A 26480-nucleotide genomic window follows, 5' to 3' on the forward strand; every position below is an offset into this window, starting at 1 on the left:
AGAACAGCTAGCCCAATTGAGAAGTTTAAACTGTAATTTTGCTCAAGGATATCTATTTTCTAAACCCATAGAACAACAATTGGTTATTAAATTACTTGCTGTATCACCTCAATGGTAGCTATGAAATAACACCTATAAAAACTTAATTCTTGACGCTCGGCTAGATAATATACTGCTGTAAGCACGCTATCAAACTTGCAAAGTTGCTAATTGACTACAAGTATTTTAGTGAAATTGATAAAAAAACTTTCAGTACTATAGGAATCGTATTTGATTTTTGAAATCATCTACGTGGGCGGGGAGTGGGGAGTAGGGAGTAGGGAGTAGGGAGTAGGGAATAAGGAATTAGGCTTTTCGATCTGTACCTAGCTTTTTCAGAAATCAAACATTAGTCCTATATTTCAAACAAGTATTTACTAATTTCAACTATTACAAACATACTTTTTTATACATAATGAATTTAAATCAAATTAATCATCATAAAAGAAATATTTTAGTGGTCGATGATACCCCAGATAATTTGCGGCTTTTATCAGCGATGTTGACTACACAAGGTTTTGAAGTTCGCAAAGCCTTAAACGGTAAAATGGCACTGACTGCATGCCAAATGGTTTTGCCAGATGTGATTTTACTGGATATCAATATGCCCGACATGGATGGCTATCAAGTTTGTCAACAGTTGAAAGCTGATGAGAAAACTTGTGAAGTCCCAGTAATTTTTATTAGCGCCCTGGATGATGTTGTAGATAAAGTAAAAGCCTTTGATGTTGGTGGTGTAGATTATATTGCAAAACCTTTTCATGGGGCAGAGGTTGTGTTGCGAATTGAAAATCAGATTAATTTACGTTTGCTTCAAGTTAAATTGCAAGAAAAAAACTTTTTACTCCAACAGGCTCTTGACGAGTTGAAAGCCTCTCAAGTTCAACAGATTCAGAACGAAAAGATGGTAGCGCTAGGACAGTTAGTGGCTGGGCTTGCTCATGAGATTAATAACCCTATCAGCTTTATTTATGGGAATCTCCAATATGTTGGTCAATATGTAAAAGACCTAGTGAATCTGATTGAGGGATATCAAGAGGAATATCCCAAAGCTACACCAAAAATTCAGCAAATAGCTAAAGATATAGACCTGAATTTTATGATTAAGGATCTGCAAAACCTGATAGGTGCAATGTATAGAGGATCTGATCGCATTCAGGAAATTGTACTAGCGCTACAACACTTTTCTCGGCATGATGAAGCAGAGATGAAGCAGGTCAATATCCACGAAGATATCGAAAACACTTTGGTGATGTTACAACATAGACTTAGGGAAACAGCAGATCGTCCCGCAATTGTTGTAGTGAAAGATTATGGTAACTTGCCCCTAGTCACTTGTTATGCGAGTGAATTAAACCAAGTATTTATGCATCTGTTGAATAATGCTATTGATGCAATAGAAGAGGGAGTAGGGAGTGGGGAGCGGGGAGTGGGGAATCTATCTTCTAATCCCTACTCCCTACTCTCTATTCCCCAAATTCGGATTCACACAGAGGTAACATTGAATATGGTCAAAATTGCGATCGCAGATAATGGTTCTGGTATAGAAGAGGCGTTGCAATCGCGTTTATTTGACCCATTTTTTACCACAAAACCTGTGGGCAAAGGTAGTGGGCTAGGATTATCTATTAGCTATCAAATTATCGTCCAAAAACATGGAGGAAATATTACCTGCACTTCTTCTGTTGGGCAAGGAGCAGAGTTTGCGATCGAAATTCCTATCGAGCAACAAGAGCATTACCCAACAGCAAACTCGGTAAATTGTCCTTTGAAGGAGGAATGCAAAGCTAATACAATTACCATGTATCATCAATCATTCTGACATAGTTAACGGCAGTTTAACTGTGAACGTTGTCCAGCCCTGAGAACTGTTAACTTCAATTGTGCCTTGGAGATATTCTACTAACTTCTTCACTAATGCTAAACCTAATCCTGTACCGCCATGTTGCCAGCAATCGCTTTGAGGAATTCGGTAAAACGGCTCAAAGATTCGAGATTGTTCTTTTTGAGAAATTATCACCCCAGAATTGCTAATTGTGATTTGAAAGTAGGATTGAAGATTATCTAATACACCAGATTTAGCATCCTCATTTATTAGACTTTTTGGGTTGTCGATTACCTGAACATTTACCATAATCTGTTCATGAGGAGGAGTAAATTTACAACCATTGTTGAGTAGCTCTGAGACAATTTCGGTCAAGCTAGCCAAGTCTGTAACTAAAGGTGGTAAATTTGGAGGAACACTAACTTGAAAAGACTGTTGCCTACCTCCAGCCCGTTCCCCAAAATATTCGGCAACGTGAGGCAGCCAAGTTTGGAGTTGAATTGAAGTTAATTCCAACGGATAGACATCTGCATCAATCATTCGCATATACAGTAAATTGTCTACTAAATCTAGTTCTTGTTCACATTGTTCACGCAGGATATTTAAGTAGCGGGCTACAGATTCAGATGGCGAAAGTGCGTTTGAATTTAAGATACCCTGCCGATCAAGAAGATTTTCTAGGGCGGAGATTGCCATTTTGATGTTTGACAAGGGCGTTCGCATTTCATGAGAAGTGGTTGCTAGAAAATCCTCTTTCAACTTGTTCAATCTTTCAAGTTCTGCCACTTGAATTTCTAGTTGTTGAGTACGCTCAGTAGCGAGATTGCGTTCTTCAGTTAGCCTTCGTTGTGTGTCATCCCGAAAAACTAGTACGGCTCCTGTAATTACACCACTATTATTTCTCAGGGGAGTAGCGCTATCAGCTACTGGTATAATTTTCCCGTCTTTAGCAACTAGTAGGATGCGACTACCTAGATAGATAGTAGTTTCTTGTTGCAGGGCTGCGATAATTGGATTTTGAGCGGGGATCTGAGTTTGTTCATCAACGAGCTTAAACACATCGGTTAACATTCGTCCCTTGGCTTCATTCCATCGCCACCCTGTTAATGCTTCAGCTACCTGATTTAGGTACTTGATGGTTAACTGAAGATCGACTACAATCACTCCGTCTCCCATTTCTCGAAGGATAGAACTCAAAAATTGCTCGCGCTCGTAACGATTGAGTGCTGTTTGAATGGCAACGTAGAGTTCTTGCTCCTTAATTGGTTTGAGAATATATCCAAAGGGAGATGTCAGCGTTGCCCGCTCTACAGTGCTTCTATCAGAATGCCCTGTGACGTAGATAGTAGGAATTTGCAAATTATGCCAAATTTGCTCTGCTGCCTGGATACCGTCCATTTCACCCCGTAACCTGATATCCATTAAAATCATGTTTGGGCGTAATTCGGTTGCTTTTACAATTGCCCCTTCTGCGGAATCGGCTATATCTAAAACAGTGTATCCCAGAGACTCTAAACTTTCTTGCAAATTGATTGCAAGAATATATTCATCTTCAACAACAAGGATTCTAACTGTCTCCTTGGTATGTAGATTTGATGGGATGCCAATTGTGTTCATGCCTGGCTGTTTGTAAAAGTAATTTTGAACTGTGTTCCCTGGTGAGAGCCAATTTCGAGCTTTCCTCTTAGTTGCTTCACTAAACCCTGGATAAGAGTTATACCGAGTGTTTTAGCTTTCTTGCTATCAAAATTTTTAGGTAAACCAACACCATTATCTCGAACAATGAGTGTCAAATTAGACTCGGATTCTTGATAAAACTTAACCTCAATTTCCCCTCTACGATTACCAACAAAAGCGTATTTTAAAGCATTGGAAACCACTTCATTGATAATCAAGCCACAGGGGATGGCAGTTTCGATGTCGAGGCTAGCATTATCAACTTGAATCTTCAGTTGAATCTGACTAGAACTGACGTTATAGGAATCAAATAAATGAGTTGTTAAATCTGGGATGTATTGAGCGAAATCAATATCCGCGAGGTCTTCAGAGCGGTATAACTTTTCATGAACCAAGGCAATGGAGGCAATGCGGTTTTGGCTATCGCGCAAAATTGCTGTCACCAGAGGATCTTGTGTACGTCTGCACTGCATTTGCAGCAAACTGCTGACAATTCCTAAATTGTTTTTCACCCGATGGTGAATTTCTTTAAGTAATACCTCTTTTTCTTTCAAAGAGGCTTTAATTTTTTCCTCTGCTTGCTTATGTTCAGTGATATCTTGTTGGACAGCCACAAGGACGCTTCCATACTCAGGATGCTCAAAAATCGAAGTGTTCGCCCTACACCAGAACGGAGTGCCATCTTTCTTAACATTATAAACTTCATAGTTTGCCTCACCGTGTTGCAAGACAGCAGTCGTAATTGCCTGATTCACATCTTCAGGCGTAGTATGTTCGTCACCGTAGTTGATAATTGACACATGCTGATTGATTAATTCACCAGGTTCATAGCCAAACATCTGCTCAAATTTAGGATTAGCGTAGACAAACACGCTATCTGTGGCATGAATTAGGCAAATTCCCTCTGCCATGTTACGGGTAATTACTGCTTGCAGTTCTAACATCTGTTCAGCACGTTTGCGATCGCTGATTTCAACTACAACAACGCCTATACTAATGGGTTGATCGGCTTCAGACTGAATTGGAAAGTAGGAAGCTAGCCAAGTTCTGATTACACCGGGCAGTTTTGGAGTTTCGCCACTGATCTCAAAATCCAGAATCGCTTCACCTGTGGTTAAAACATTTTGAAAGATCGGTTCGAGCCTTGGTGCCAAATCAGGGACAATCTCCCACAGAGTTTTGCCAATATGCGCGGCTGCGGAAATGCCATTAATTTCTGCTAATGCTTCATTAATCAATGAGTAACGCAGTTGCCGATCCAGAATGGTTATACCAACGGGTGCGCTATTGATAAAAGTATCCAATAACTTTTGCTTGTGAGCCAGTTCTCGCTCCAAAATCTTCTGTTCTGTGATATCGATCGCCACCCTACCTACTAGCTTTTGTGCAGACAATCCCAGAATCGGGAACTTATATACCAAAAACTCTCCAAGAGTGCCATCTGGTCGGGAAGCAACTTCGATCGCCTCAATTACCTGATTTGTCTGTATAACTGTCTGAATGTGATCGAAATGCTGCCGAGCAATTTCATCTGGGTAGAGATCAAAAATGGATTGTCCAATCACCTGTTCGGGTAGTAATTTAAATGTCCGCAGGTATGTTTGGTTTGAGTAAAGTACACGCCCGTCCCCATTAGCGATACAAGCTAGCACGGGGCTATTGTTCATAAATGCCTGGAACCGGGCTTCACTTTCTCGCAGAGCTATTTCTGCCAGTTTGCCATCTTCTGCAACACGCTTGAACACAGTGATATCTGTGACTCGTACTAAGTTCATCACATTGCCGGCAACTGTGATTTGTTTGGCTGCTATGTTTCCCCAAAAGGGATTGCCCTGCTTGGTAACATATTCAATTTCTCGACTCCAAAACCCTTGCTGGTTCATTTCTTCGGTTATGGAGATTAATTGATCAGGGGTGAAGAGTTGTTTTTGCAGAATGTGACCTTCAATATTAATGAGTTCAGCTTTGCTAGAGGCTGCAAATAGCTTTACTGCTTGATCGTTACAGTCAGTGGTGAGTAAAGTTTCTGCATCCACAAGAAAGAGCGCATCAGCAGATTCATTATAAACAGCTTCTAGAAGGTCACGACTACGAATAATTTCTAATTCAGTTTGTTTTCGTTGTGTAATATCTAGGATAGATCCTAATAACTTAACTGCATTCCCTTGAGGATTATAAACTATCTCTGCTTTGCCCTCAAGGTAGCGGACTGAGCCATTGGGTCGGACAATTCGATACTCAATATTGAAAGGGGTTTTTTGGGCGATCGCCTGTTCCGAATTGGTCTGGAACAGTTCTCGATCCTCTGAATGAAGCATCTGGAGGAATTCTGCCTGGGTGGGTTCGCTTTGAGTTGGATTTAGACCAAAAATGCGAAAAGTTTCTATTGACCAGCAGTGCTTTTTCGTTTCTAAGTTCCATTCCCAACTGCCTACATGGGCGATCTGTTGAGTAGTGGCTAGCTGCGCTTCACTTTGTTGGAGTTTTTCCTCAGCTTGTTTGTGTTCGCTAATGTCTTCAAGTGAACCGACCAATCGAACGGGATTTCCTTGTTCATTCCAGATTGCTTTGGCCCGCGATCGCACCCAGCGATAACTGCCATCCTTGCACCGCAGACGATATTCAAGGTTATAATCGGCAACTTGCCCAAGCAAATAAGCTTTTTGTGCAGCTATGACTCTGGTATAATCATCAGGATGAATGCGAATACTCCACTCATCATCGCAATTGCTAAGTTCGTTGGGTTCATATCCCAAAATTGTGAACCAACGCTCAGACCGGAAGGTTTGATTAGTAGATATGTCCCAATCCCAAATTCCTTCATCAGTACCTGCGATCGCTAATTGCCAACGTTCTTCACTTTGACGCAATATTTCTTCACTGCGCTTGAGGTCGGTGACATCTACCACTAGTCCATCCCAAGCCACACGCCCATCGTTCAACTGATATGGTGTAGAACGAAAATGAAACCATTTGAGTTTACCACTGGGCGTTCGGATTCGCAGTTGAATATCTAACACAGACAGATTCAGGCAGGACTCTGCAACGGCTGCTTGTAGGCGGGGGATATCCTCTGGGATAAACTGGCGATAAAGCAGAGATGAATCTCTGAGTGCATCTTCTGCCTTGACTTCCATCAGTTTTTCAATTCCCCCACTCAGGTAGGAAAAGCGATCGCTACCATCCAATTCGCGGATCACCCGATAAACTGCGCCATTGGGTAGATTATCTTCAATCAAGTACAACATCACTTCACGCTCAGACAAGGCGAGTTCTGTTGCTTTGCGTTCGGTGATATCTCGCCCTTCTGGAATCAACAAAACGACTTGACCAGTTTCGTTTTGCAACGGACGCAGTGAAAAATCGATTGTTGCTACTCGGTTATTTGCGCCGAGAACATCAACTTCATAGCGGACAAATTCTCCTTGAGCTGCACGAGCGATCGCTTGTTTTAATTCTTCTTGAATTTGAGGTGAAATCGTCCACCAGTGTGCTTCCCAAAAAGGGCGATTTATGACATCTTCAAGCTTAAGCCCGCCGGAACTTAGCGTAGTCTGGTTTGCTTCTAATAAAATGCCATCTGGCGTTAGCAGTCCTGTGAATTGGAAAGTGTTATTGAATGCACTGAATCCGCGATCGCTTTCGCTTTCCTGTAATGCAGTAGTGCCTTCCTCCACTTTGGCTTCTAACTCAGACTTGAGGGTTTGCAGGTTGTCGTAGAGTTGGGCTTGTTGGATAGCGATCGCTAGTTGCACCGTCAGTTGGTTGAGAAATTCTACCTCAAATGTCTGCCATTGGCGGGGGGCAGAACATTGATGCACGATGAATAGTCCCCATACAACTGCTGGAGTCCCTTGGTTCTCTAACAAAATGGGGACAACTAAATTTGCCTTGACTTGAAACTGTTCTAAAAATTGAGTATGGCGATCGCTTAAACCCGCTTCGTAGATGTTCGTCGCTGCCCAGATTTTTCCTTGGTAGTATTCTTCTCCTTGGCTTTGCGAAAAACAGGTATCTTCAATCTCAAGTTCCAAAGCTGGTGTCCATTGGGGTAATACCGACTCCGCTACGACCTTACCCCGCATCTGATGAGTAAATTGATACACCAGCACGCGATCAGACTTGAATAACTGGCGGACTTCTTTGACACTCGTAGCGAGGATATCTTGAAACTTCAAGGACTTGCGAATATCAAGAGCGATCGCTCCAATTAACTTTTGTTGTTCCTGTAGCTGTTTTAGCTGTTGCATTAGCTGTAATTGCTAGCTTTTAACCTACGTACAAGTGCCCCATGCCCCATACCCAATGCCCTGAATCAAGAAATCCGGACTTTTTCTTGATCGCGGAGTACTATTTTTAGTCGTATAAACGCATAATAGAATAGTGACTGATCTGTTCGCCCCTTTACAATCTCTCAAACAAGGTGACTGGTTCAAGCTGATCTGCGGAGCCAGCTTCCAGCATTTACCGGCAGTCAGAAGTTTAACGTTAGCCTATACTTTGGCGGGCGCTGACTGCATAGATGTTGCAGCTGATCCAGCAGTGATTGCAGCAGCGCAAGCAGGGCTACAAGTAGCCAAATCTCTGGCTACGGATGCCCAAAAGCGAGGCTTTAGCTACAAAGGAAACTCACCCTTTTTGATGGTAAGCCTGAACGATGGAGAAGACCCCCATTTTCGGAAAGCAGAATTTAATCCTACTGAGTGTCCTACAGAGTGCCCTAGACCCTGTGAACGGATTTGTCCGGCACAAGCAATCGTGTTTAACAATGTAAAAGAAAACTTTTCGGGAGTAATATCAGAAAAGTGCTATGGCTGCGGTCGTTGTATACCAGTTTGCCCTTATGGTATAATTGATACAAGTTCATATATGTCAACGCCGGGAGCGATCGCGCCATTGGTAATGTCAACGGGAGTAGATGCCGTAGAAATCCATACAAAAGTTGGGCGGTTGACAGAATTTGAGCAATTATGGCAGGCAATTTCACCGTGGGCCGATCAATTAAAGCTACTAGCTATCAGCTGTCCCGATGGCGAGGGGATGATTGACTACCTAAGAGCAGTATACGACCTGATTGCCCCACTCAAGAGTGCTTTAATTTGGCAAACCGACGGCCGTGCCATGAGTGGTGATATTGGCGATGGCACCACAATAGCTGCGGTGAAATTAGGGCAAAAAGTTTTGGCAGCTAAGTTACCGGGATATGTGCAGTTAGCAGGCGGCACAAATAGCTATACCGTTGCTAAGTTAGAGACAATGGGACTGCTCAGAGATTTTAGATTGCCGATTTTAGATTTTGGATTAGAAGACACCAATCAACAATCTAAAATCCAAAATCCAAAATCCAAAATTTCTGGGGTGGCCTACGGTAGCTACGCCCGCGTACTGCTGTCACCAATTCTCGAACAGTTAGAGAATAAGGAGGTAAGTAACACCAATGTGCAAGCGAATCTTCGCCTTGAAGAAAATGACGTATTACTTTGGCAAGCTGTAAAACTTGCCCATTCTCTCGTTTCCCAGATCAAGTCATAGCAGGAGCGTTAATTGCTCGTTTCGGGAAATTACCCAGAGCGGGTTCTCCTGCACGCAAATGTCCTCGCTATCTCTAAAAACGTCACCATAGAAAGCATGACGATTACAGACGATCTCCAAAAGTTATTAGACATTTTGCCCCAAGACCTGCAACAAGTACTAGAGAGTCATCCCAAACGAGATAGTTTAGTAGAAGTGGTCTTGGATTTGGGCCGTCGCCCAGAGGCTCGGTTTCCTAATCAAGCTGAGTATCTGAGCGAAGTACCCGTTACTCAAGAACAGATAGATGATTGTATTCAACGAGTTGGAATCTTTGGCGGAGATAATCGAGCAGGAATTGAGCAAACTTTGCATCGGATCAGCGCCATCCGCAACCGCACGGGTAAGATTATTGGCTTGACCTGTCGCGTTGGTCGAGCGGTATTCGGAACCATTGGCATGATCCGCGATTTGGTAGAAACTGGTAAATCGATTCTCATGCTGGGGCGTCCAGGCGTGGGCAAAACTACTGCCTTACGGGAAATTGCCCGTGTTTTGGCAGATGAACTGCATAAGCGAGTGGTGATTATTGACACCTCCAACGAAATAGCTGGGGATGGTGATGTTGCTCACCCTGCCATTGGTCGCGCTCGGCGGATGCAAGTGGCTCATCCAGATCAACAGCATCAGGTGATGATTGAGGCAGTGGAAAACCACATGCCAGAAGTCATTGTCATTGATGAAATTGGCACAGAACTGGAAGCTTTAGCGGCTCGTACCATTGCGGAACGGGGTGTACAATTGGTAGGTACTGCCCACGGGAATCAGATCGAAAATCTGATTAAAAACCCCACCCTGGCTGATTTAGTTGGGGGTATCCAAGCTGTGACCCTGGGAGACGATGAAGCCAGACGGCGAGGTTCTCAAAAAACTGTTTTGGAGCGGAAAGCCCCTCCTACCTTTGAAATCGCTGTGGAAATGTTGGAGCGCCAACGCTGGACAGTACACGAAAGTGTTGCTGACACAGTAGATAATCTGCTGCGGGGGCGTCAGCCTACCCCACAAACAAGAACCGTTGATGACCAAGGTAAAATTGCTGTTACAAGGCAGTTAGCTGTTGTCAATGGTCGCGGTGGACAGTTAGCGACAGTGGAAGAATCTTTCCCACCGGCGCGACAGGCTAATGGCTGGCGTTCATCTGGACAAATGGTAGCACTGCCGCAATTGCCTGTAGAGCGGGTAACTGGACGCAGTGAATTTGATCGTTTGCTGGATGAATCCTTCAATTATTCTGAAAGCATTGATTTGGATGCAACTACAAGAGTGCCAGGGCCCAATGGTGAAGATTTGCCACTGCACGTTTACCCTTATGGCGTTAGTCGCCATCAACTAGAACAGGTAATTAGCGTGCTAACTTTGCCCGTGGTATTGACAAAAGATATAGATACTGCTGATGCAATTTTAGCATTGCGATCGCACGTCAAAAACCACGCCAAATTACGCCAAATGGCCAAAGCTCGTCATGTACCCATCCATGTGATTAAGTCCAGCACCATTCCCCAAATTACCCGTGGCTTGCGACGGTTGCTGAACATTGATGACCCGGAGATGGCTGATGACCTAGAATTGCAACTGTTTTTGCACAATGGTAGCGATGATGAGATGGATGCCTTGGAAGAAGCCAGACTTGCTGTTGAGCAAATTGTGATTCCTAAAGGACAGCCAGTCGAATTATTGCCGCGTTCTTCCCAAGTCCGCAAAATGCAACATGAGTTGGTAGAACATTATCGCCTCAAGTCGCATAGTTTTGGCGAAGAACCAAATCGCCGCTTACGGATTTATCCGGCGTAAGCTCACCCCCATCCCCTCTTTGCACTGCAAAGAGGGGATGTCATTAGGAGACACTTGATGTCCTATAGAGAGTTTTCTTTAAGAAAAGTAAAACAAGACTTTAATCTCACCTTAGTAGAAGGTGGGCGATTTTTACCTCCTATAGAACCAATCTCACCTAGTCCTCTGCTGGCAGAATTTTTAGCAGAAAGTATCCAGCTAGCAATTGCAATGGGTTCTGAGAAAGCTAGATCAGAATTGATTATCAGTCCAATATTGTTTGAAGTCCGAAAAATTCTCAACAGAAAAATCAGTTTTTTTTCTGGAGAAGAATTTAATGTTGAGCCAGAAGCGGGACTGGCGGGATTTTGCGACTTTTTGATTAGCCTTTCGCCAGAACAGTTATTTATTGAAGCCCCAGCAGTGGTGATTGTGGAAGCCAAAAAGGAAAATCTTAAAGGTGGTTTGGGGCAGTGTATCGCAGAAATGATCGCCGCCCAAAGGTTTAATGCCAAATACGAGAAACCTATTGCTACTATCTACGGTAGTGTTACTAGTGGCAACCTGTGGACATTCCTCAAGTTGGAGGATAGCACTGTTACTATTGATTTAACTGAGTACTTAATTCCTCCAGTAGAGCCAATTTTAGGTATTTTAGTGTGGATGATTCAGTCACAATCAACTTAAGTTTAGGTTTGGCTAAGAGCGGTTGTCACAGCTATCCATCCCAGACTTGTCCTAACCAAGATCGCCGCTCTAACTACAAATTATCTCATCGGCAATCTACGAATACGTACAGTAGTATCTTCTATAGTTACAGCACCACCTTCCCTAAGTATTTGTTCTACTTGAGGAATTGTGTTCATGAGCCTTTTAGTAATAATGTCTGGGTCAGTTAATGATAATCTCAAGGTGACTAAGCTTGGTTGATTGTAGCCTCCCAAGGCTAGCAACATAGAAAAGTCTAAATCTTGAGTTACAACAACTCTAGTTTCCTGGCGGGCAAATTCTAAGATTTCCAAATCGGATGTAGTTGCAGGCAAAACATCAGAGACTCGAATAATATTCCATCCTTCCACTTGCAATGCAGCTACAGTCTGAGGTGAAATGTTCATGTCTGCTAGTAGCTTGATATCATTCACAGATGTTCCTCAAGCAGTTGGGACTATCTGAATTTGATCGGAAACAACCCAAGCGGCGTATTTGAGTGCCTGTTGAATATCTTCAGCTTCTAGTTCTGGATAGGCTTGTAATACCTCTGCCACGGACTTACTATTCGCTAGCATCTTCAGGATGACACTAACAGTGATTCGCATACCCCGAATTGTCGGTTGCCCCAAGCAAATATTAGGATTAAGCGTGATGCGATCAAGTTTTTCCATGTTTCTCTGCGTGCAGCTGCCTTGCAGTTCAATTATAGTGCGTACACGCGTTAATTTATCTAGTTTAACCTGCCTTTTACCCCTCTTTGAAGCGATGGACATGATAGCACTCACCTGTGCGATCGCTCCCTACTAATTGAAATTTAGATCACAACGTCTCTCTGAGAATTTTGCTATTATTTGCTACTTTACAATATATGCAAATCATAGAAATTTCCCCATTCCAAGCATTTCGCCGCAGTGTGGTAACGGTGATGCAGGTAGTTCCAAAGGAGCTACGCTATGTGGCAATTTTGACATTAGTGGGTGGTGCAGGCCCAGCGAGCGCTATTTGGCTCAACAAGGTGATCATTGATGAAATAACCCGCTTATTGAGCGCCGGGACAACGCAGAATGCGATCGCCCTGATACTTGCCCAACCTCTGCTACTTTCTAGTATTGCAGGTTCACTGCTGATAAATTTGGTAAGTGATGCGATCGCTAACATCAATCCCTTCGTATATACTTCACTGCGCGACCGCATTTCCGGTTTTGTCCAAGGACAAGTAATTGAAAAGATTGCCACTTTTGAAGATATTGCCCTGTTTGAAACACCCGATTTGCTCAATTTGGTGCAGTTGACCGAAAAGGGAATGCAACGGCTTCCAGAGCTTTGTATGAGGCTTGTGACGATGTTAGAGGGAGTTTTTATCTTCATTCCAGCCATACTGCTTTTGGTGTCTCTTGCTTGGTGGGTACCCCTAATTTTGTTTAGCTGCGTTACCCCTGTGATGTATGTGCAGATGAAATACCGTAAGCAAGTTTGGGGAGTAGAAAGAACCCAAGCGAGTGTTCTTCGTGAAATGAACTTATATAAAACGGTTTTAACCGGAGAGACATACGCCAAAGAAATACGCTTATTTAGCTTGCAAACCTTACTATTAGAACGCTGGCACGGGCTTTACCGGACTATTTTTCGGGCAATGCAACAAATCCGCCGTCAAGGGACAACAGCCGTTATTGGCTGGTCTTTATTGAGTGGTTTAGGTTTGGCGTTGCCCTATGTATACGTAGTCCAGGGAGTGATCGGTGGAACCCATACTTTGGGGGATTTGGCGCTTTACACCGGGGTAATTTTGGAAGTGCATCGGAGTTTGGAAAATCTGATGTCTGGCGGGTCAGAGTTGTATAATATTGCACTAGCAACGACACCTATTTTCCAGCTTTTGGAGTTAGAGCCACAGTTGTCCGGTTCTCAATCAAAGTCAGTAACAAAGGTATCAGGAAAAGTCAGGGAATCGGCTGTTAACAATCGGAAATTTCAAAAAAATGGGAATCATCATCGGCAAGCTTTATCAGGTGTGAATGCAACTGAGTATGAAGCATCGCAGACAGGTATTTACATCAAAAATCTATCCTTTACCTATCCAAATAGCGATAGCACAATCTTGAAAAATATCAACTTGATGATTCACCCCAACGAGATGATTGTATTAGTGGGTGAGAATGGTGCTGGTAAAACTACATTAGCAAAGCTATTATGTCGCCTTTACGATCCTAGCCAAGGTGCGATTATTTGGAATGGGCAAGATTTACGAGCGCTCCCCTTAGAAGATTTGCGATCGCGTATTGATGTAGTCATGCAAGATTATGCTCGTTTTCCGACTACTGTACGAGAAAATGTTGCCTTTGGGAATTTACCGAAAATGCAGGATGATGAGGCAATTAGGGAAGCGATCGCTGAGGCTGGTTTGGCTAGAGTAATTGAGAAGTTAGATCAAGGTTTAGAAACCTTATTAGGCAAACAGCTAGAAGGTGGTATTGATTTATCAGGGGGACAATGGCAAAGATTAGCGATCGCTCGTGCTTTATTGCGACTGTCTCCAGCCGAATTACTCATACTTGACGAGCCAACAGCGAACCTTGATCCGAAAACAGAACATGAGATTTACAACATTTTGCGTACCCTGGCCAAGGGGAGAATAGCCGTTGTAGTCAGCCATCGCCTCGCCTTAGCAAAACTAGCAGACCGAGTAGTAGTACTAGAACACGGTCAAATTATTGAGGTAGGCACTCATGACGAACTCATAGCATTAGGCGGACAGTATCATTTGATGTTTACTCGTCAAGCTAGTAGTTATAACTGAGTGGGGAGTGGGGAGTAGGGAGATGAGGGAGGAGGGGAAGTAGGGGAAGAGAATTAATAACCAATGCCCAATGCCCAATGCCCCATGCCCAATTTTTATTCTGGTAATTTATATTGCCCCACAATACGCTTGGCAAACTCTGGAACGTGCGCTTCTAATTTCTCAGGATGATTTCGCTTTACATACAAATAATTCCGAGTAAAGTGAGAATCAATTGAAAATCGCGCATATTCTAAACCTTTGGGGCCGATTTTCTCGATCACCACACCCATCAGTTTTGCTGCCCACATCGGGAGGGTAACGCCTTTATCGTAAGCGGGAATACTTTGCTGTACAGCTTCCTTCCGGTTGCCTTTAGATGTCACTGGTTGAGTGTCTAATTGGTCTTTCACCAAATCCAGCATTTCCTTACCTGTGTCATTTCTAACTACAATCCATTGCCAGCCGAAGGGTGCGCCCATGTAGCCAACAACTAAATCGGCTAGGGAGTTGACGTAATCAAAGCAACTCATACAGGATGGGGCAAAGACATCTTTGAGTTGGTTTGTCTTCAAGCCAAAGAAAGGTACTGTTTCTGTTGAGCCATCCTCATGTTTGAAGTGAACCCGAAAGTCTTGCATGAATTCGTAATGCACAACTGTATCAGGCGATCGGCTGGTGGTTTCTAAGAATTTTTGCAGTCCGGCGCGGTTAACATTATCTACGCAGGGCGTACCCAAAACATATAGCTTTTCTAAGCCAAGTTGTTTTTCTACGGCTCGTAATGCCTGGATTTGACAACCAACACCAATGACTAATAGCCGCTTCATTCCTGATTTCTCTATCTGTTCCAACACAGAAAGGTTTGGGGAAAGAGTTGGTTTATTTACCCGCGCTGCTAGTATTTCTTCTGGAGTCCGGGCGATGACGGGCATGGGTTGAAAGCGGTCTTCTTTGGTATTTTGTACGCAAACGACACCTTCAACCATGCCGCGATTGAGCATTTCAATGGCAATGCTGCTAACAATACCTGTCCATTGTGCGCCTTCGATGGGCTGTTGTTTCCGCGCCGCTATCATGTCTTGGTGAACACCAAAGTAGAGTTCATCAGGGTTTTCGAGATGGCGCGATCGCGTATGGGTTTCTTCTTCAAGTTCGCCTATTTGCTGATTGATAAAAGCACAAGCTTCCTTGACATAGTGAATATAGTATGTATCGCATAATCCGCACTCGCTACAAAGTTCTTTAGCAGGGCGGCGGCTGGTAGATTTTAAGGCTCTGGCTTTTTTGTGCTTGCTAGAATCAACTGAAGTCATATAAATTTTTTGTTTTATTTCAGGAATCGCTTTTATTACAATACCTTCACTGGCTATGAACTTGACGATAGAGATTGAACAAGAAAAGGATGGGCGCTTTTTGGCTGAAGTTATTGGTTTTCCTGGTGTACTGGCTTATGGGCAGACAAAGGAAGAAGCTATTGTAAGAGTTCAAGCATTAGCACTGTATGTTTTGGCAGATAAGCTGGAACATGGGGAAGCAACGCATAGCAGCAGCTAGCGCCAGTTCAGCCCAAACATTTGATGTTTTTAAGCAAATGGGCATCTTTTATTTCGAGCAACCTTCATTTGTTCAAGTAGCGTTGATGTACTTAGATATACTTGTGGAAATCGGTCATATTCTTTCAGCCAAGCACTAACTTTTGGATTAATCCAATTGAGAAAACAATAAATATCACTATGTATGTTGTCAAGTTGCAAGTAATTCCAAATTGGTTCATGGTGAAAATTGCGGTTACGTAACCAATGTATGCTTTTTATTTTTTGTCGTATTTGTTTAATATTTAGTTCAGAAGATTTAGCATATTTGAATATTTGTTTACAACAAGGACGCCATATCGTAATTTCATAATATTTTTTCTCTATTAAGCTTTTCCAAAATCCAAAATTCAGTTCTGAAATTAAGCGATTGAAGTTATGATTGCATTTTTTAAGAATAGCGTTAACACTCTCATGTTCGTAACTGTCTAATTTAATCTTTCCGTTACATAACCAATCATTACCATGCTTAACTGATAATACATTGTCGATTGTATTGCGTAGGGCAATCTCTAAAGTATGTAGACTTGGATAGAGTGCCTCGCAAAGTTGAGTATTGATCTGACATATTCTGATGGCGTTGCCGTGATTACTATTCGCAGCGCTAAGATATGATTTCATACGTGCGGCTGAAAAATTCATCACAATATCTATTAGCTCATCATCTGTTAGTTTAGGCTGAGGCATTGACAACTCTTATAATATTCGCTATATTATATTCTGTAGACACCAGAACGTCCTATGCCTCGTAAAACCGAGTTATGACCCTGGCGTAAAGAAATGTAAATTTTGATTGCGTTTTTTAAAGAAACCCTCTAAACATACAAAGTTTAGGGGGTTTTGTTATATGAGAAATTATTAATGTTTAGTTATTTATTGTATAATATTACACATACATTTTTGAGAATTTAAATAATTTTACTTAAAAAATTGCTTTTCCAAACCTCTGGATCTATATCTTTAGTTTTAGCTAAAGCATGACCACTGGTCTCTTTGGCTTTTTCCTTCGTGTTTTTCGTGGTTGGTTCCTCTTCAAAAACAAAAACCAGTGACACAAAACTCTAAAACAGGCGCAGCATTTATTGCAGGCGGAACCATAGCAGGTGCTGGTGTTTCCGCAACTGTAGGCGGGATGGGATTAGCAGGCGGATTTGGAGCAGTTGGAATTGGTGCAACTCCTGTAGTGGCTGGCGCTGTAGCTGGTGCAGCTGCTTTTGGTCAATTAATGCGATCGCACACGGAGATCCTGCTCAAGCATTAATCAAATCTGTTGATAAAAAATCTGGTTACATTCCAGATGTCTTGGTATTGAATATCCCTAACTTAGTTAATGAACCACTTTGGAAAAAATCCTCAACAGTTAGTCAAGCTGCATCAATTCCATTAGTAGTAGAAGTTGTGAGTACAAATTGGCGAGATGATTACTTTCTCAAATTTGGTGAATATGTTCGCGTAGCGTCTCGTTGGCGCAGCCTCTCGTAGAGAAGAGAGGAACTTAGAATTTCAGAATATTGGATTGTTGACTATGCTGCTCTTGGTGGAAAACGTTTTATTGGCAATCCGAAACAACCAACAATATCAGTTTATAGATTAGTGGAAGGCGAGTACCAAGTAACTCAGTTTTGTGGTAATGACCAAATTCAATCGCCAACTTTAATAGAGCTAAATCTAACTGCTGAACAAGTATTTAGGGCTGCTTTAGGAGAACAGTAATGAACATTGTGTTAAAACTCAGTACTTATGTACTTGATATATTCTCTATACCTTATAGGCAGTATTTCGACTCAGCACCTTGATTGTTTTTGACGCACTCCGATAAACACCCCATATCATCTGTCAGTAGAGTAAAATATATAAATCTTCAGAAGGGTTGACATCTGAACTTTTTTAAGCATTCATCTTGCATATTTTGAAAAAACGTTATAAATTATTAGATTATAGGGGAATAATCTGACCTCTTAGTGTCAAAAACTAATCCTGTTCAAGTAAATATACTGCAACCAGTTTTAACTTCATGCAAATCCTAAACAGCACTGAAGATATGTTTTTATTTGGTATAGCAAAGATTCTAGACATGAAACGGAACAATAAATAATCTAAAAATATATTTAGTGTGACTGTTTTAAAATCATGTTACTGCTTGCGGTGATGAGCAACAACTATAATTCACCAAAAGAGTAATCCATTATAAGCAAATTAACTAGTAATAAAGCTGCATGTGTCAGCAGATTTATTCGTTATTAGTTGATTAATTTTTCTCCAAATTATATTTGCTATTCAAAGAATTGTTTTTGTTATGCTGAAAGTGGCAAAAATAATAAATGACAACGCATCTACCTACCACAAATTCACAATCCCAATGGAGTTATTCTGTCGATGCACCTAAACGAATTAGAAACTACTGAAAATTTAAAAGAAGTCGAAGAAGCGTGGCGAACACTAGAAAAATCAATTCTCTATTATCAGGGTCGCCCCGTTGGGACGGTAGCCGCTTATGATGCATCTGTAGAGGCTCTCAATTATGACCAGTGCTTTGTTCGGGATTTCGTCTCTGCGGGTCTAATTTTTTTAACCAAAGGTAGAACAGATATTGTTCGCAATTTCTTAGAAGAAACCTTAAAGTTACAGCCTAAAGAAAGGGCGTTAGATGCCTATAAACCTGGACGAGGATTAATTCCAGCTAGCTTTAAAGTTGTATTAACAGAAAATGGACAAGAATATTTAGAGGCTGATTTTGGTGAACATGCGATCGCTAGAGTTACACCCGTAGATTCTTGCCTATGGTGGATTATTTTGTTGCGTGCTTATGTAGTCGCTACAGAAGATTTTTCCCTAGCCTATCAACCTGAATTCCAAATTGGTATCAGGTTAATCATGGAAATCTGCTTGGCGAATCGTTTTGATATGTACCCAACGCTGTTGGTTCCAGATGGTGCTTGTATGATTGACCGTCGTATGGGCATTTATGGGCATCCTCTAGAATTACAAGTCCTCTTTTACACGGCATTGCGTGCATCTCGTGAACTGTTAATTTGCCAAGGTAATTCCGATATTGTTGAAGCCATTGATAATCGGTTGCCTCTTTTATGCGCTCATATTCGTCAGCATTATTGGATAGATATTAATCGCCTGAATGCAATTTATCGCTTCAAAAGCGAAGAATATGGTAAGGGTGCTGTTAATTTGTTCAACATATATGTAGATTCTGTTCCCTATTATCAATTAGATAAGTGGCTACCAAAAAAAGGTGGTTATTTAGCAGGTAATGTCGGGCCCTCGCAGCTAGATACTCGCTTCTTTTCCCTCGGAAACTTAATGGCAATTATTTCAGACTTAGCCACCGAAGAACAGTCACAAGCGATTATGACTCTCATTGAGGAACGATGGGATGATTTGGTGGGAGATATGCCAATGAAAATTTGTTTCCCAGCTTTAGAACATGAAGAATACAGAATTGTAACTGGATGTGACCCCAAAAATATCCCCTGGTCGTATCATAATGCTGGTAGTTGGCCAGTTTTAATGTGGATGTTAGCGGCGGCGGCAGTGAAAACTAACAAAATAAGTCTTGCACAAAAGGCTATTGAAACTGCTCAAGGACGCCTCAGTACAGATGAATGGCCAGAATATTACGACGGTAAGAAAGGGCGATTGATTGGCAAACAAGCTCGGAAATATCAAACTTGGACAATTACTGGGTTCTTATTAGCAAAAGAACTTATGGCAAACCCCAGTTATTTACCATTAATCAGCTTTGATAAATTACCAGCAGAACAGGTTTCTAGAGCATGTGAGTTTGAAATCGCCAGTGTAGACCCGTATCTGTCTCGATAGGGAAATTAGGAGTTATTCAATTTTGGATTTTAGATTTTTCTCAAATCCAAAATTGGCACAGTTGGAAGTTAGAATACAAAAGCCTTCTGACTCCTGAATCTTATTTCCATGACAAACCCCCGTCAACTAGCTTTTATCGCCCTGCGAGATGTTCACAAGGGGGCTTATGCTGATGTTGCCCTAGATAGAGTGCTGCAAAAAGTCAGTTTGGCTGATAACGATCGCCGCTTGCTGACAGAATTGGTTTATGGGAGTGTTAGAAGGCAGCGCACACTTGATACTCTCATCGATCAACTTGCCAAAAAGAAATCTCATCAACAACCACAAGACCTCCGCACCATCTTACATCTAGGTTTCTATCAACTACGCTATCAAGAGCGGATTCCCGCCTCAGCTGCTGTTAATACCACCGTCCAACTCGCTAAAGAAAACGGTTTTTCTGGACTCACAGGTTTTGTTAACGGTCTATTACGCCAGTATCTTAGAAAAGCAGGGGTGGAAGAGGGCAGAGGGACAGAGGAAAAAGATTCATTGTTGCTCCCCCACTCCCCACTCCCCCATTTTGATCCGCTACAACTTCCAGAAAACCCAGTGGAACGCTTGGGTATTTTACACAGCTTTCCTGACTGGATTATTCAAGTTTGGTTAGAACAACTGGGTTTAGCTGAGACAGAACAACTGTGTGAATGGATGAACCAATCACCAACAATCGACTTGCGTATCAACCCACTTCGCACTTCCATCGAAGAAGTTGAGGCGGCTTTGCAATCTGTTGGTATTTTGGTGAGACGGATTCCTGATTTACCCCAAGCTTTACGATTGATTGGTAGTGCTGGAGCAATTCAAAAACTACCTGGTTTTAAAGAAGGTTGGTGGACTGTACAAGATGGTAGCGCCCAATTGGTAAGTCATTTGCTCGACCCCCAACCCGGTGAGGTGGTAATTGATGTCTGTGCTGCACCAGGGGGTAAAACAACCCACATTGCTGAGTTAATGGCAGATAAAGGTAAAATTTGGGCTTGCGATCGCACTCCTTCTCGTCTTCGCAAACTCCAAGAAAATTCTCAACGGCTAAATTTACAATCTATTCAAATTTACACTGGCGACAGCCGCCACTTCAACGAATTTCAAAACACCGCAGACCGCGTATTGCTTGATGCTCCATGTTCTGGACTAGGAACCATGCACCGTCATGCTGATGCTCGTTGGCGACAGACACCAGAATCTGTCCGGGAACTTTCGGTGCTACAAAAAGAATTAATAACACATACATCAACTTTTGTCAAACCGGGTGGTGTACTAGTTTATGCCACTTGTACATTGCATCCAGCAGAAAACGAAGAAGTGATTTCGACATTTCTAGCTGAGTCACCTAATTGGCAAATTGAGTCTCCAAGCGGCTTTGAATCGCCTGCTTCTGCATATATCACCCCTCAAGGTTGCTTTAAAGTCTGGCCCCATCGACAGGACATGGATGGCTTTTTTATGGTGCGCTTAAGAAAAACCAATAATTCCGAGTGAATACTGTTTAGGATTGTACGATTTGGTTGAGGACTGAATCTACCAGAGGAGGCAGCAATGGTTACCCCTTCCAATGTCAAAAACTTAGTTAAAATCCTGATTGGAGCCGCCTGGATTGATGGCAAAATCCAGCCAGAAGAACGGCAATATCTCCGCGAAATAGCTCAAGCAAAAGGTTTAGCTAACGATCCAGAAATTAAACCTTGGCTGTACGAATTCGTTCCTGTACAGTCAAAAGAATGCTATGACTGGGTGCGTGAGTATTTAGGCGATCGCCCCAGTCATGAAGATTGTGAAAATCTAATTGAAGCCATCAGTGGCTTAATTTATAGCGATGGCGAAGTTGCCGTCGAAGAAGCCAGACTCCTAACAGAATTGCAGGATATAGCGAAGCCGAATGATTCAACTCAACCGGCTCACACTGCACTTCTCAAACAAATTCAAAAGCTTTACCGCCGTTGGGTTGACGTGCAAAACTAATCATAGTCAAAAGCCCATAGTCTAATAACAAATGACTAATGACTAATGACTAAATCATGACTTCGGATCACCCAGACCCGGAGTTTCTTCTTTATCAACCTTAGGCACAAAATCAGGACGTTCTTTGCTTTCCCAACCTGCGGGGCGTTTCGAGTTGTACCAAGCTATTGAACCAATGGTTACAGCAGCAATAAAACCAACGACATACACCAAGGTGAAAGCTAAAGGAAAATGAGTACCATTTGTTGCGATTGAATCTGCTGCCTGCATCAATATATGCATGAGTATATTCTCCAATGTTAAGTAACACTACTTGACACACTATAGAATGAGCGTATCACTTAACATCCCTCTGGAGTTAAGTTTCAGCAGCTCCATATTGCATAGAAAAGAGGATGGGGGGCAAGGGGAGCAGGGGAGGCAGGGGAGGCAGGGGAGGTAAGGGGAAAATAAATATTGGTTATTTATCAATGCCCAATGCCCAATGCCCACTCTTCAATTAGAAGGTCTAAGTCTATCCCGCCAGGATGGCTGTGGTGATGAAGAACCTGAAGAACCGGAGCTATTGGCCGGAGAGGAAGATCGCCGACTTCTTCGAGGTGGGGGAGAAGAAGAATCAGATTCTACTCTTCTAGATCGCCGCCGTGGACTTGATGATTCTGAGGAAGAGTTATTGGAACTTGATTCTTCGGTGCGTAGGCGTAGCCCGCCGTAGGCATCGCGTCTTCTTCGTCTTGGGGTATAATCGCTCGATTGTTGTTCTTCTTGAGAATACCTGCTCCTCCTACGTCTCCTAGATGACCTACTCTCTTCAGAATTTCTAGCACTTTCTCCTTCTGAGTCATCATTAGAAGAAATAGAACGATTTAGCACTTGTTTGGGCTTGATTGACTGGGCTTTGATCGTACCTTTACGACCTTCTAACTTAGGACGTTTGGGAAACTTTTCTACGGGCATCCCTTCTGCTGCTTTTTCCATAAATTCGTGCCAAGTATAAGCGGCACTACTACTGCTGCCGTATGTGGGGCGGTTGTCATCGTTACCTAGCCAGACTCCTGTCACCATCTGGGGAATGTAGCCAATAAACCATAAATCACGGGCTTCGTCTGAGGTGCCGGTTTTGCCAGCAACTGGTCTATTACCTAATTGAGCAGCACCACCAGTTCCCGCTTGTACGACGTTGCGTAGCATCCAAGTCATGATGCTGGCACTATCAGCGTCAAGAACCCGTTTAGGCTTGAAATTAGCTGACCAAATCACCTTGCCTTGACGGTTGAGAATGCGGGTAATACCATGAACTTCTGTGTGCAATCCTTGAGTTGCAAAGCTACCATAGGCGCTGGTCAACTCTAGCAGATTGACTTCATTGGAGCCGAGAGCCAAGGAGTAGGTGGGCTTGAGTTCCGATTTTATCCCCATATCATGGGCAAGTTTAATCGTTGGCGTAAATCCCACATCAATCAACACCTTCACCGCAATAATATTAATAGAGCCGGTGAGGGCATCTCGGATGTTCATGGAACCCCGAAACCTTTCACTATAGTTTTTCGGTTCATAGCCGTCTACAACAAAGGGTGCATCCTGGTAGCTATCGTAGGGGCTTTTACCGCTAGCGATCGCAGTAGCATATACAAACCCTTTAAATGTCGATCCTGGCTGCCTCTGTGCCTGAGTAACCCGATTAAACTGGTTTTTACCAAAATCTTTTCCCCCAACCATTGCCTTAATTTCGCCGTTACGGGGGTCAATGGCTACCATTGATCCTTGTTTAAAGTTCTCCCAGCGTCCTTGATTTCGCAGCGTTTTGGCAACCGCCTCTTCTGCTACTTTCTGCCAAGTCGGGTTCAGCGTGGTTTCTACTACTAATCCCCCGTTTTTTAGCACGTTAGGAGAAACGTACTTCGGTAATTCTTTTTGGATGTAGCTGGTAAAGTAGGGTGATTCTACTTGCACTCGCTTGGGTAAACTGGTTTTAAGAATTAGTGGTTCTTGGACTGCTGCCTGTCTTTGTTCTGGCGTAATTATTTTATCTTCTCGCATCCGTAGTAATACCAAGTCCCGCCGCCGTTTCGCAGCTTCGGGATTCTTGTCTGGAGCGTATAAGCTAGGAGCAGGGGCTAATCCAGCAATCGTCGCCATTTCGGCTAAAGAAAGCTGGTCTGGTGTTTTACTAAAATATACCCTCGATGCATCTGCCACACCATAAGCTCCACCTCCCAAATAAACCAGATTTAGGTAGCGCTCTAAAATCTGATCTTTGGTTAATTCATTCTCCATTTTTTGTGCTAGGCGGACTTCCTTGAGTTTGCGCCAGATTGTCTGTTCTTGTTTCAAAAACAGAATTCGCGCAAGCTGTTGGGTAATGGTGCTAGCACCTTCAACCACACCTTGCGATCGCAAATTATTCAAACCCGCTCTGGCAATCCCTTGTGGATCAACTCCGTTGTGTTGCTTAAATCTTCTATCTTCTGAGGCGATGAAAGCTTTTTTTAAATTATCTGGTATTTGTTCTAGCTTTAACTGTTCTCTGGCCGTTTCACCTTGTTGTTGTAATATAGTTCCATCGGCGGCTTTGATAGTCAGTGTTTGCTCTCTAACCACGGCATTCAACTCCGCCTGATCTGGCAACGTCCGATCTATTAAACTGATGCCGTAAATTAAGGCAACTATCCCACCACTTACACCCAAGCCTGCCCAAAACCAGATACGACGATAGAGTGGTTTGGCACGAGTTGCCTGATTGGACTTCATCCTAGAGGGTAAAATTTTCATTTGCTCAGTAACTGCCTCGCCTGCGCCATATATGCTGGTGGTAAGCTTCTCATTTGTTCCTCCTTGTCCAGAGTCACTCAAATTAGTTGGTCTTCGCTTGAACCAGGAGGTAAGCTTCCCCACGTCAGTTCCTCGCTCAAAGTAGTAACTGTATAACCACCATCAATCAACTTTGGGGTTAGTTCACTACCGTTGTGTTAGTATAATATCCTATAAATAATTAACTAAAATCACCATAAAATAATGTTTTTTAGATTTTATAATTTAGTTTTGTAAAAACGCAGTAATTTTGATATCTCAAATTATTGGCGTTTTCTGGAACAGGTGCACCGAAGTATTCGCAAAGACAGTCCGAAAACAGGTTACTTAAGGAGAGTGCGATGCTTAAGGCGAGCTACGCCGAAGCAAAGCCAAGAAGAAGCGCCGTTGCCCTTGGTAGTAATATCGGCGATTCACAAACAATTTTAGAAGCAGCTATAGAAACTTTAGCTCAAACGCCAGGTATTTTCTTAGAAGCCAGATCCAATTGGTATCAAACTAAAGCTGTGGGGCCACCACAGCCAGATTACCTAAATGGCTGCGTCACATTGCAGGTAGAAATATTACCCCAGCAGTTATTAGAAACTTTGTTAGAAATTGAACAACAATTTGGGCGTGTGCGTCAGGAACGCTGGGGGCCACGAATCCTGGATTTAGATTTGTTATTATTTGATGACATTATTTTGGATACACCAAATCTCCAGATTCCGCATCCACGAATGCGGGATCGGGCCTTCGTGTTAGTTCCACTGGCAGAAATTGCCCCAGATTGGATAGAACCAGTATCCGGGTATGTTATTAAAGAACTGCTGAAAGAGGTAGACTGTTCTGATGTACATTTATTGATGGGCAATTAAAAATACCATCCTTAAACGCAGAAGAACGCTGATTTCACCTCTGTATTCACAGATAATCAGATTTTATTATGCCATTAGGTAGAGAATTACCACAACTACTAAGACAACGCCTGTTTTATAAAGGACGCAAATTTGATTTTGAAGTTAATCGCTTGCGTTTGCCTAATAAATCAGAAGGAGAATGGGAATGTATTCGTCACCCTGGTGGCGCTCTAGCTGTGCCGATAACGCCAGAGGGTAAACTTGTACTCGTGCGCCAGTATCGTTTTGCAATTCAGGGACGGATATTAGAATTTCCGGCGGGAACTGTGGAAGCAAATGAACAGCCTTTAGAAACGATACAGCGTGAGATTGAAGAAGAAACTGGCTATAGTGCCAAAAAATGGGATAAATTAGGCGAGTTTTTCTTAGCTCCCGGCTATTCTGATGAAATTATCTATGCTTTTCTGGCGCGAGATTTAGAAAAGCTGGAAACACCGCCACCACAAGATGGAGACGAGGATATCGAAACTGTGTTTTTGACTCCCGAAGAATTAGAGAAAGCAATTCTGGAGGGAGAGCCGGTAGATGCTAAATCAGTTTCTAGCTTTTTTCTGGCGCGTCCGTTTTTAATTTAATACCAATATGCTGCTAGAGTTAGCGATGGCTACGGTGCAGGTTTTGAATATGCTGACGAGATGATCGTTAACAATGATTTGAGTCGATACGTGCAACATCCGCGTTTTCAACTCAATCCTGGCAGCTACACGGACGACACCCAAATGAGCATTGCCATTACTGAAGTAATTGTTGCTCAAGCACCGTGGACGGTAGAAGTTTTAGCTGATAGTTTCGTTAGAGCCTTCAAACGCGATGAGAGAGAAGGTTATGCTCGAAGCTTCTACCATTTTCTTCAGAGAATTCAAGATGGGGAAGAGTTTTTAACGAAAATTAACCCTGAGAGTGACAAAAGGGGGCGGCGATGCGTGCAGCCCCCATTGGCATCTATCCGACACCTGAAAAAGTCATTGAGG

At 42.7% G+C, this 26480-nt stretch carries 22 protein-coding genes and 1 pseudogene; 14 read left to right on the top strand and 9 right to left on the bottom strand.

Going from position 1 to position 26480, the window contains the following annotated elements; all coding sequences use genetic code 11:
* The first annotated feature begins 454 nt into the window (after nt 1-454).
* Nucleotides 455-1861 carry a hybrid sensor histidine kinase/response regulator gene (locus VE944_RS21915; protein ID WP_324981808.1) on the top strand — a complete coding sequence of 469 codons (1407 nt, stop codon included), beginning with the start codon at nt 455-457 and terminating at the stop codon, nt 1859-1861.
* Here VE944_RS21915 and VE944_RS21920 read toward each other — a convergent pair.
* Together VE944_RS21920 and VE944_RS21925 are read right to left on the bottom strand one after the other, a co-directional pair.
* Nucleotides 1853-3481, bottom strand: coding sequence for a hybrid sensor histidine kinase/response regulator (locus tag VE944_RS21920; protein ID WP_324981811.1), 1629 nt, complete (start codon nt 3479-3481; stop codon nt 1853-1855). The two genes, VE944_RS21915 and VE944_RS21920, sit on opposite strands and share 9 nt — an antisense overlap.
* Complete coding sequence (locus VE944_RS21925) at nt 3478-7791, bottom strand: PAS domain S-box protein (protein ID WP_324981814.1); 4314 nt, start codon at nt 7789-7791, stop codon at nt 3478-3480. The genes VE944_RS21920 and VE944_RS21925 overlap by 4 nt, the downstream gene beginning before the upstream one ends.
* Before the next feature lie 133 nt (nt 7792-7924).
* Between VE944_RS21925 and ldpA the strand changes: the two genes are divergently transcribed.
* From ldpA to VE944_RS21940, 3 genes are all read left to right on the top strand, one after another.
* On the top strand, nt 7925-9073 hold the full coding sequence (gene ldpA / locus VE944_RS21930; protein ID WP_324981817.1) for a circadian clock protein LdpA: 1149 nt from the start codon (nt 7925-7927) through the stop codon (nt 9071-9073).
* A 96-nt stretch (nt 9074-9169) separates the two neighbouring features.
* Nucleotides 9170-10903 carry a R3H domain-containing nucleic acid-binding protein gene (locus VE944_RS21935; RefSeq protein ID WP_324981820.1) on the top strand — a complete coding sequence of 578 codons (1734 nt, stop codon included), beginning with the start codon at nt 9170-9172 and terminating at the stop codon, nt 10901-10903.
* A gap of 57 nt (nt 10904-10960) precedes the next feature.
* Nucleotides 10961-11569 (top strand): hypothetical protein, encoded by a 609-nt coding sequence (locus VE944_RS21940; protein WP_324981823.1) that lies wholly within the window; start codon nt 10961-10963, stop codon nt 11567-11569.
* 80 nt (nt 11570-11649) lie between these two features.
* Here VE944_RS21940 and VE944_RS21945 read toward each other — a convergent pair whose 3' ends face one another.
* Complete coding sequence (locus VE944_RS21945) at nt 11650-12024, bottom strand: DUF5615 family PIN-like protein (RefSeq protein ID WP_324981826.1); 375 nt, start codon at nt 12022-12024, stop codon at nt 11650-11652.
* 9 nt (nt 12025-12033) lie between these two features.
* Entirely contained in the window at nt 12034-12264 is a 231-nt protein-coding gene (locus VE944_RS21950; RefSeq protein ID WP_229501250.1) for a DUF433 domain-containing protein, read from the bottom strand.
* 197 nt (nt 12265-12461) lie between these two features.
* Here VE944_RS21950 and VE944_RS21955 point away from each other — a divergent pair, with 197 nt between their 5' ends.
* Nucleotides 12462-14390: an ABC transporter ATP-binding protein gene (locus tag VE944_RS21955; protein WP_324981832.1), complete on the top strand. Its 1929-nt coding sequence runs from the start codon at nt 12462-12464 to the stop codon at nt 14388-14390.
* 95 nt (nt 14391-14485) lie between these two features.
* On the opposite strand, the gene VE944_RS21960 is transcribed toward VE944_RS21955, so the two are convergent.
* Nucleotides 14486-15685: a Coenzyme F420 hydrogenase/dehydrogenase, beta subunit C-terminal domain gene (locus VE944_RS21960; protein ID WP_324981835.1), complete on the bottom strand. Its 1200-nt coding sequence runs from the start codon at nt 15683-15685 to the stop codon at nt 14486-14488.
* A 55-nt stretch (nt 15686-15740) separates the two neighbouring features.
* Between VE944_RS21960 and VE944_RS21965 the strand changes: the two genes are divergently transcribed.
* Entirely contained in the window at nt 15741-15926 is a 186-nt protein-coding gene (locus VE944_RS21965; protein WP_324981837.1) for a type II toxin-antitoxin system HicB family antitoxin, read from the top strand.
* Between the two features lie 29 nt (nt 15927-15955).
* On the opposite strand, the gene VE944_RS21970 is transcribed toward VE944_RS21965, so the two are convergent.
* Entirely contained in the window at nt 15956-16651 is a 696-nt protein-coding gene (locus VE944_RS21970; protein WP_324981839.1) for a hypothetical protein, read from the bottom strand.
* 221 nt (nt 16652-16872) lie between these two features.
* Nucleotides 16873-17019: a hypothetical protein gene (locus VE944_RS21975; protein ID WP_324981842.1), complete on the bottom strand. Its 147-nt coding sequence runs from the start codon at nt 17017-17019 to the stop codon at nt 16873-16875.
* On the opposite strand from VE944_RS21975, the gene VE944_RS21980 reads away from it, so the two are divergent.
* From VE944_RS21980 to VE944_RS22000, 5 genes and pseudogenes are all read left to right on the top strand, one after another.
* Entirely contained in the window at nt 17013-17225 is a 213-nt protein-coding gene (locus tag VE944_RS21980) for a hypothetical protein (protein WP_324981845.1), read from the top strand. The two genes, VE944_RS21975 and VE944_RS21980, sit on opposite strands and share 7 nt — an antisense overlap.
* Nucleotides 17210-17677 (top strand): annotated as a pseudogene (locus VE944_RS21985) (Uma2 family endonuclease); the annotation flags it as partial. The gene VE944_RS21980 and the pseudogene VE944_RS21985, both read left to right, overlap by 16 nt.
* 663 nt (nt 17678-18340) lie before the next feature.
* Nucleotides 18341-19798: a glycoside hydrolase 100 family protein gene (locus tag VE944_RS21990; protein ID WP_324981848.1), complete on the top strand. Its 1458-nt coding sequence runs from the start codon at nt 18341-18343 to the stop codon at nt 19796-19798.
* Between the two features lie 108 nt (nt 19799-19906).
* On the top strand, nt 19907-21319 hold the full coding sequence (locus tag VE944_RS21995; protein ID WP_324981851.1) for a 16S rRNA (cytosine(967)-C(5))-methyltransferase: 1413 nt from the start codon (nt 19907-19909) through the stop codon (nt 21317-21319).
* A gap of 57 nt (nt 21320-21376) precedes the next feature.
* The gene (locus tag VE944_RS22000) at nt 21377-21799 is read left to right on the top strand and encodes a tellurite resistance TerB family protein (RefSeq protein ID WP_324981854.1); all 423 of its coding nucleotides are present in this window, start codon (nt 21377-21379) and stop codon (nt 21797-21799) included.
* A 54-nt stretch (nt 21800-21853) separates the two neighbouring features.
* On the opposite strand, the gene psb35 is transcribed toward VE944_RS22000, so the two are convergent.
* Both psb35 and VE944_RS22010 read right to left on the bottom strand, forming a co-directional pair.
* Nucleotides 21854-22081, bottom strand: coding sequence for a photosystem II assembly protein Psb35 (gene psb35 / locus VE944_RS22005; protein ID WP_324981858.1), 228 nt, complete (start codon nt 22079-22081; stop codon nt 21854-21856).
* A 213-nt stretch (nt 22082-22294) separates the two neighbouring features.
* On the bottom strand, nt 22295-24694 hold the full coding sequence (locus VE944_RS22010; protein ID WP_324981860.1) for a transglycosylase domain-containing protein: 2400 nt from the start codon (nt 24692-24694) through the stop codon (nt 22295-22297).
* A gap of 257 nt (nt 24695-24951) precedes the next feature.
* Here VE944_RS22010 and folK point away from each other — a divergent pair, with 257 nt between their 5' ends.
* The 3 genes from folK to VE944_RS22025 form a co-directional block, all read left to right on the top strand.
* A complete protein-coding gene (gene folK, locus VE944_RS22015) occupies nt 24952-25467 on the top strand; it encodes a 2-amino-4-hydroxy-6-hydroxymethyldihydropteridine diphosphokinase (protein WP_324981863.1) in 516 nt (171 codons plus the stop codon).
* A gap of 68 nt (nt 25468-25535) precedes the next feature.
* Nucleotides 25536-26084 (top strand): NUDIX hydrolase, encoded by a 549-nt coding sequence (locus VE944_RS22020; RefSeq protein ID WP_324981865.1) that lies wholly within the window; start codon nt 25536-25538, stop codon nt 26082-26084.
* Nucleotides 26085-26144: 60 nt separating this feature from the next.
* Nucleotides 26145-26480: ADP-ribosylglycohydrolase family protein (locus tag VE944_RS22025; protein ID WP_324981868.1), on the top strand; the 336-nt coding region annotated here is incomplete at its 3' end.

The organism is Nostoc sp. (assembly GCF_035638895.1).
Classification (GTDB): Bacteria; Cyanobacteriota; Cyanobacteriia; order Cyanobacteriales; family Nostocaceae; genus Nostoc.

What these genes read in the sequence shown, in the direction of transcription:
- VE944_RS21915 (WP_324981808.1), top strand. Translation starts at nt 455, where the DNA reads ATGAATTTAAATCAAATTAATCATCATAAAAGAAATATTTTAGTGGTC.
- VE944_RS21920 (WP_324981811.1), bottom strand. Translation starts at nt 3,481, where the DNA reads ATGAACACAATTGGCATCCCATCAAATCTACATACCAAGGAGACAGTT.
- VE944_RS21925 (WP_324981814.1), bottom strand. Translation starts at nt 7,791, where the DNA reads ATGCAACAGCTAAAACAGCTACAGGAACAACAAAAGTTAATTGGAGCG.
- VE944_RS21935 (WP_324981820.1), top strand. Translation starts at nt 9,170, where the DNA reads ATGACGATTACAGACGATCTCCAAAAGTTATTAGACATTTTGCCCCAA.
- VE944_RS21940 (WP_324981823.1), top strand. Translation starts at nt 10,961, where the DNA reads ATGTCCTATAGAGAGTTTTCTTTAAGAAAAGTAAAACAAGACTTTAAT.
- VE944_RS21950 (WP_229501250.1), bottom strand. Translation starts at nt 12,264, where the DNA reads ATGGAAAAACTTGATCGCATCACGCTTAATCCTAATATTTGCTTGGGG.
- VE944_RS21955 (WP_324981832.1), top strand. Translation starts at nt 12,462, where the DNA reads ATGCAAATCATAGAAATTTCCCCATTCCAAGCATTTCGCCGCAGTGTG.
- VE944_RS21960 (WP_324981835.1), bottom strand. Translation starts at nt 15,685, where the DNA reads ATGACTTCAGTTGATTCTAGCAAGCACAAAAAAGCCAGAGCCTTAAAA.
- VE944_RS21965 (WP_324981837.1), top strand. Translation starts at nt 15,741, where the DNA reads ATGAACTTGACGATAGAGATTGAACAAGAAAAGGATGGGCGCTTTTTG.
- VE944_RS21970 (WP_324981839.1), bottom strand. Translation starts at nt 16,651, where the DNA reads ATGCCTCAGCCTAAACTAACAGATGATGAGCTAATAGATATTGTGATG.
- VE944_RS21990 (WP_324981848.1), top strand. Translation starts at nt 18,341, where the DNA reads ATGCACCTAAACGAATTAGAAACTACTGAAAATTTAAAAGAAGTCGAA.
- VE944_RS21995 (WP_324981851.1), top strand. Translation starts at nt 19,907, where the DNA reads ATGACAAACCCCCGTCAACTAGCTTTTATCGCCCTGCGAGATGTTCAC.
- VE944_RS22000 (WP_324981854.1), top strand. Translation starts at nt 21,377, where the DNA reads ATGGTTACCCCTTCCAATGTCAAAAACTTAGTTAAAATCCTGATTGGA.
- psb35 (WP_324981858.1), bottom strand. Translation starts at nt 22,081, where the DNA reads ATGCATATATTGATGCAGGCAGCAGATTCAATCGCAACAAATGGTACT.
- folK (WP_324981863.1), top strand. Translation starts at nt 24,952, where the DNA reads ATGCTTAAGGCGAGCTACGCCGAAGCAAAGCCAAGAAGAAGCGCCGTT.
- VE944_RS22020 (WP_324981865.1), top strand. Translation starts at nt 25,536, where the DNA reads ATGCCATTAGGTAGAGAATTACCACAACTACTAAGACAACGCCTGTTT.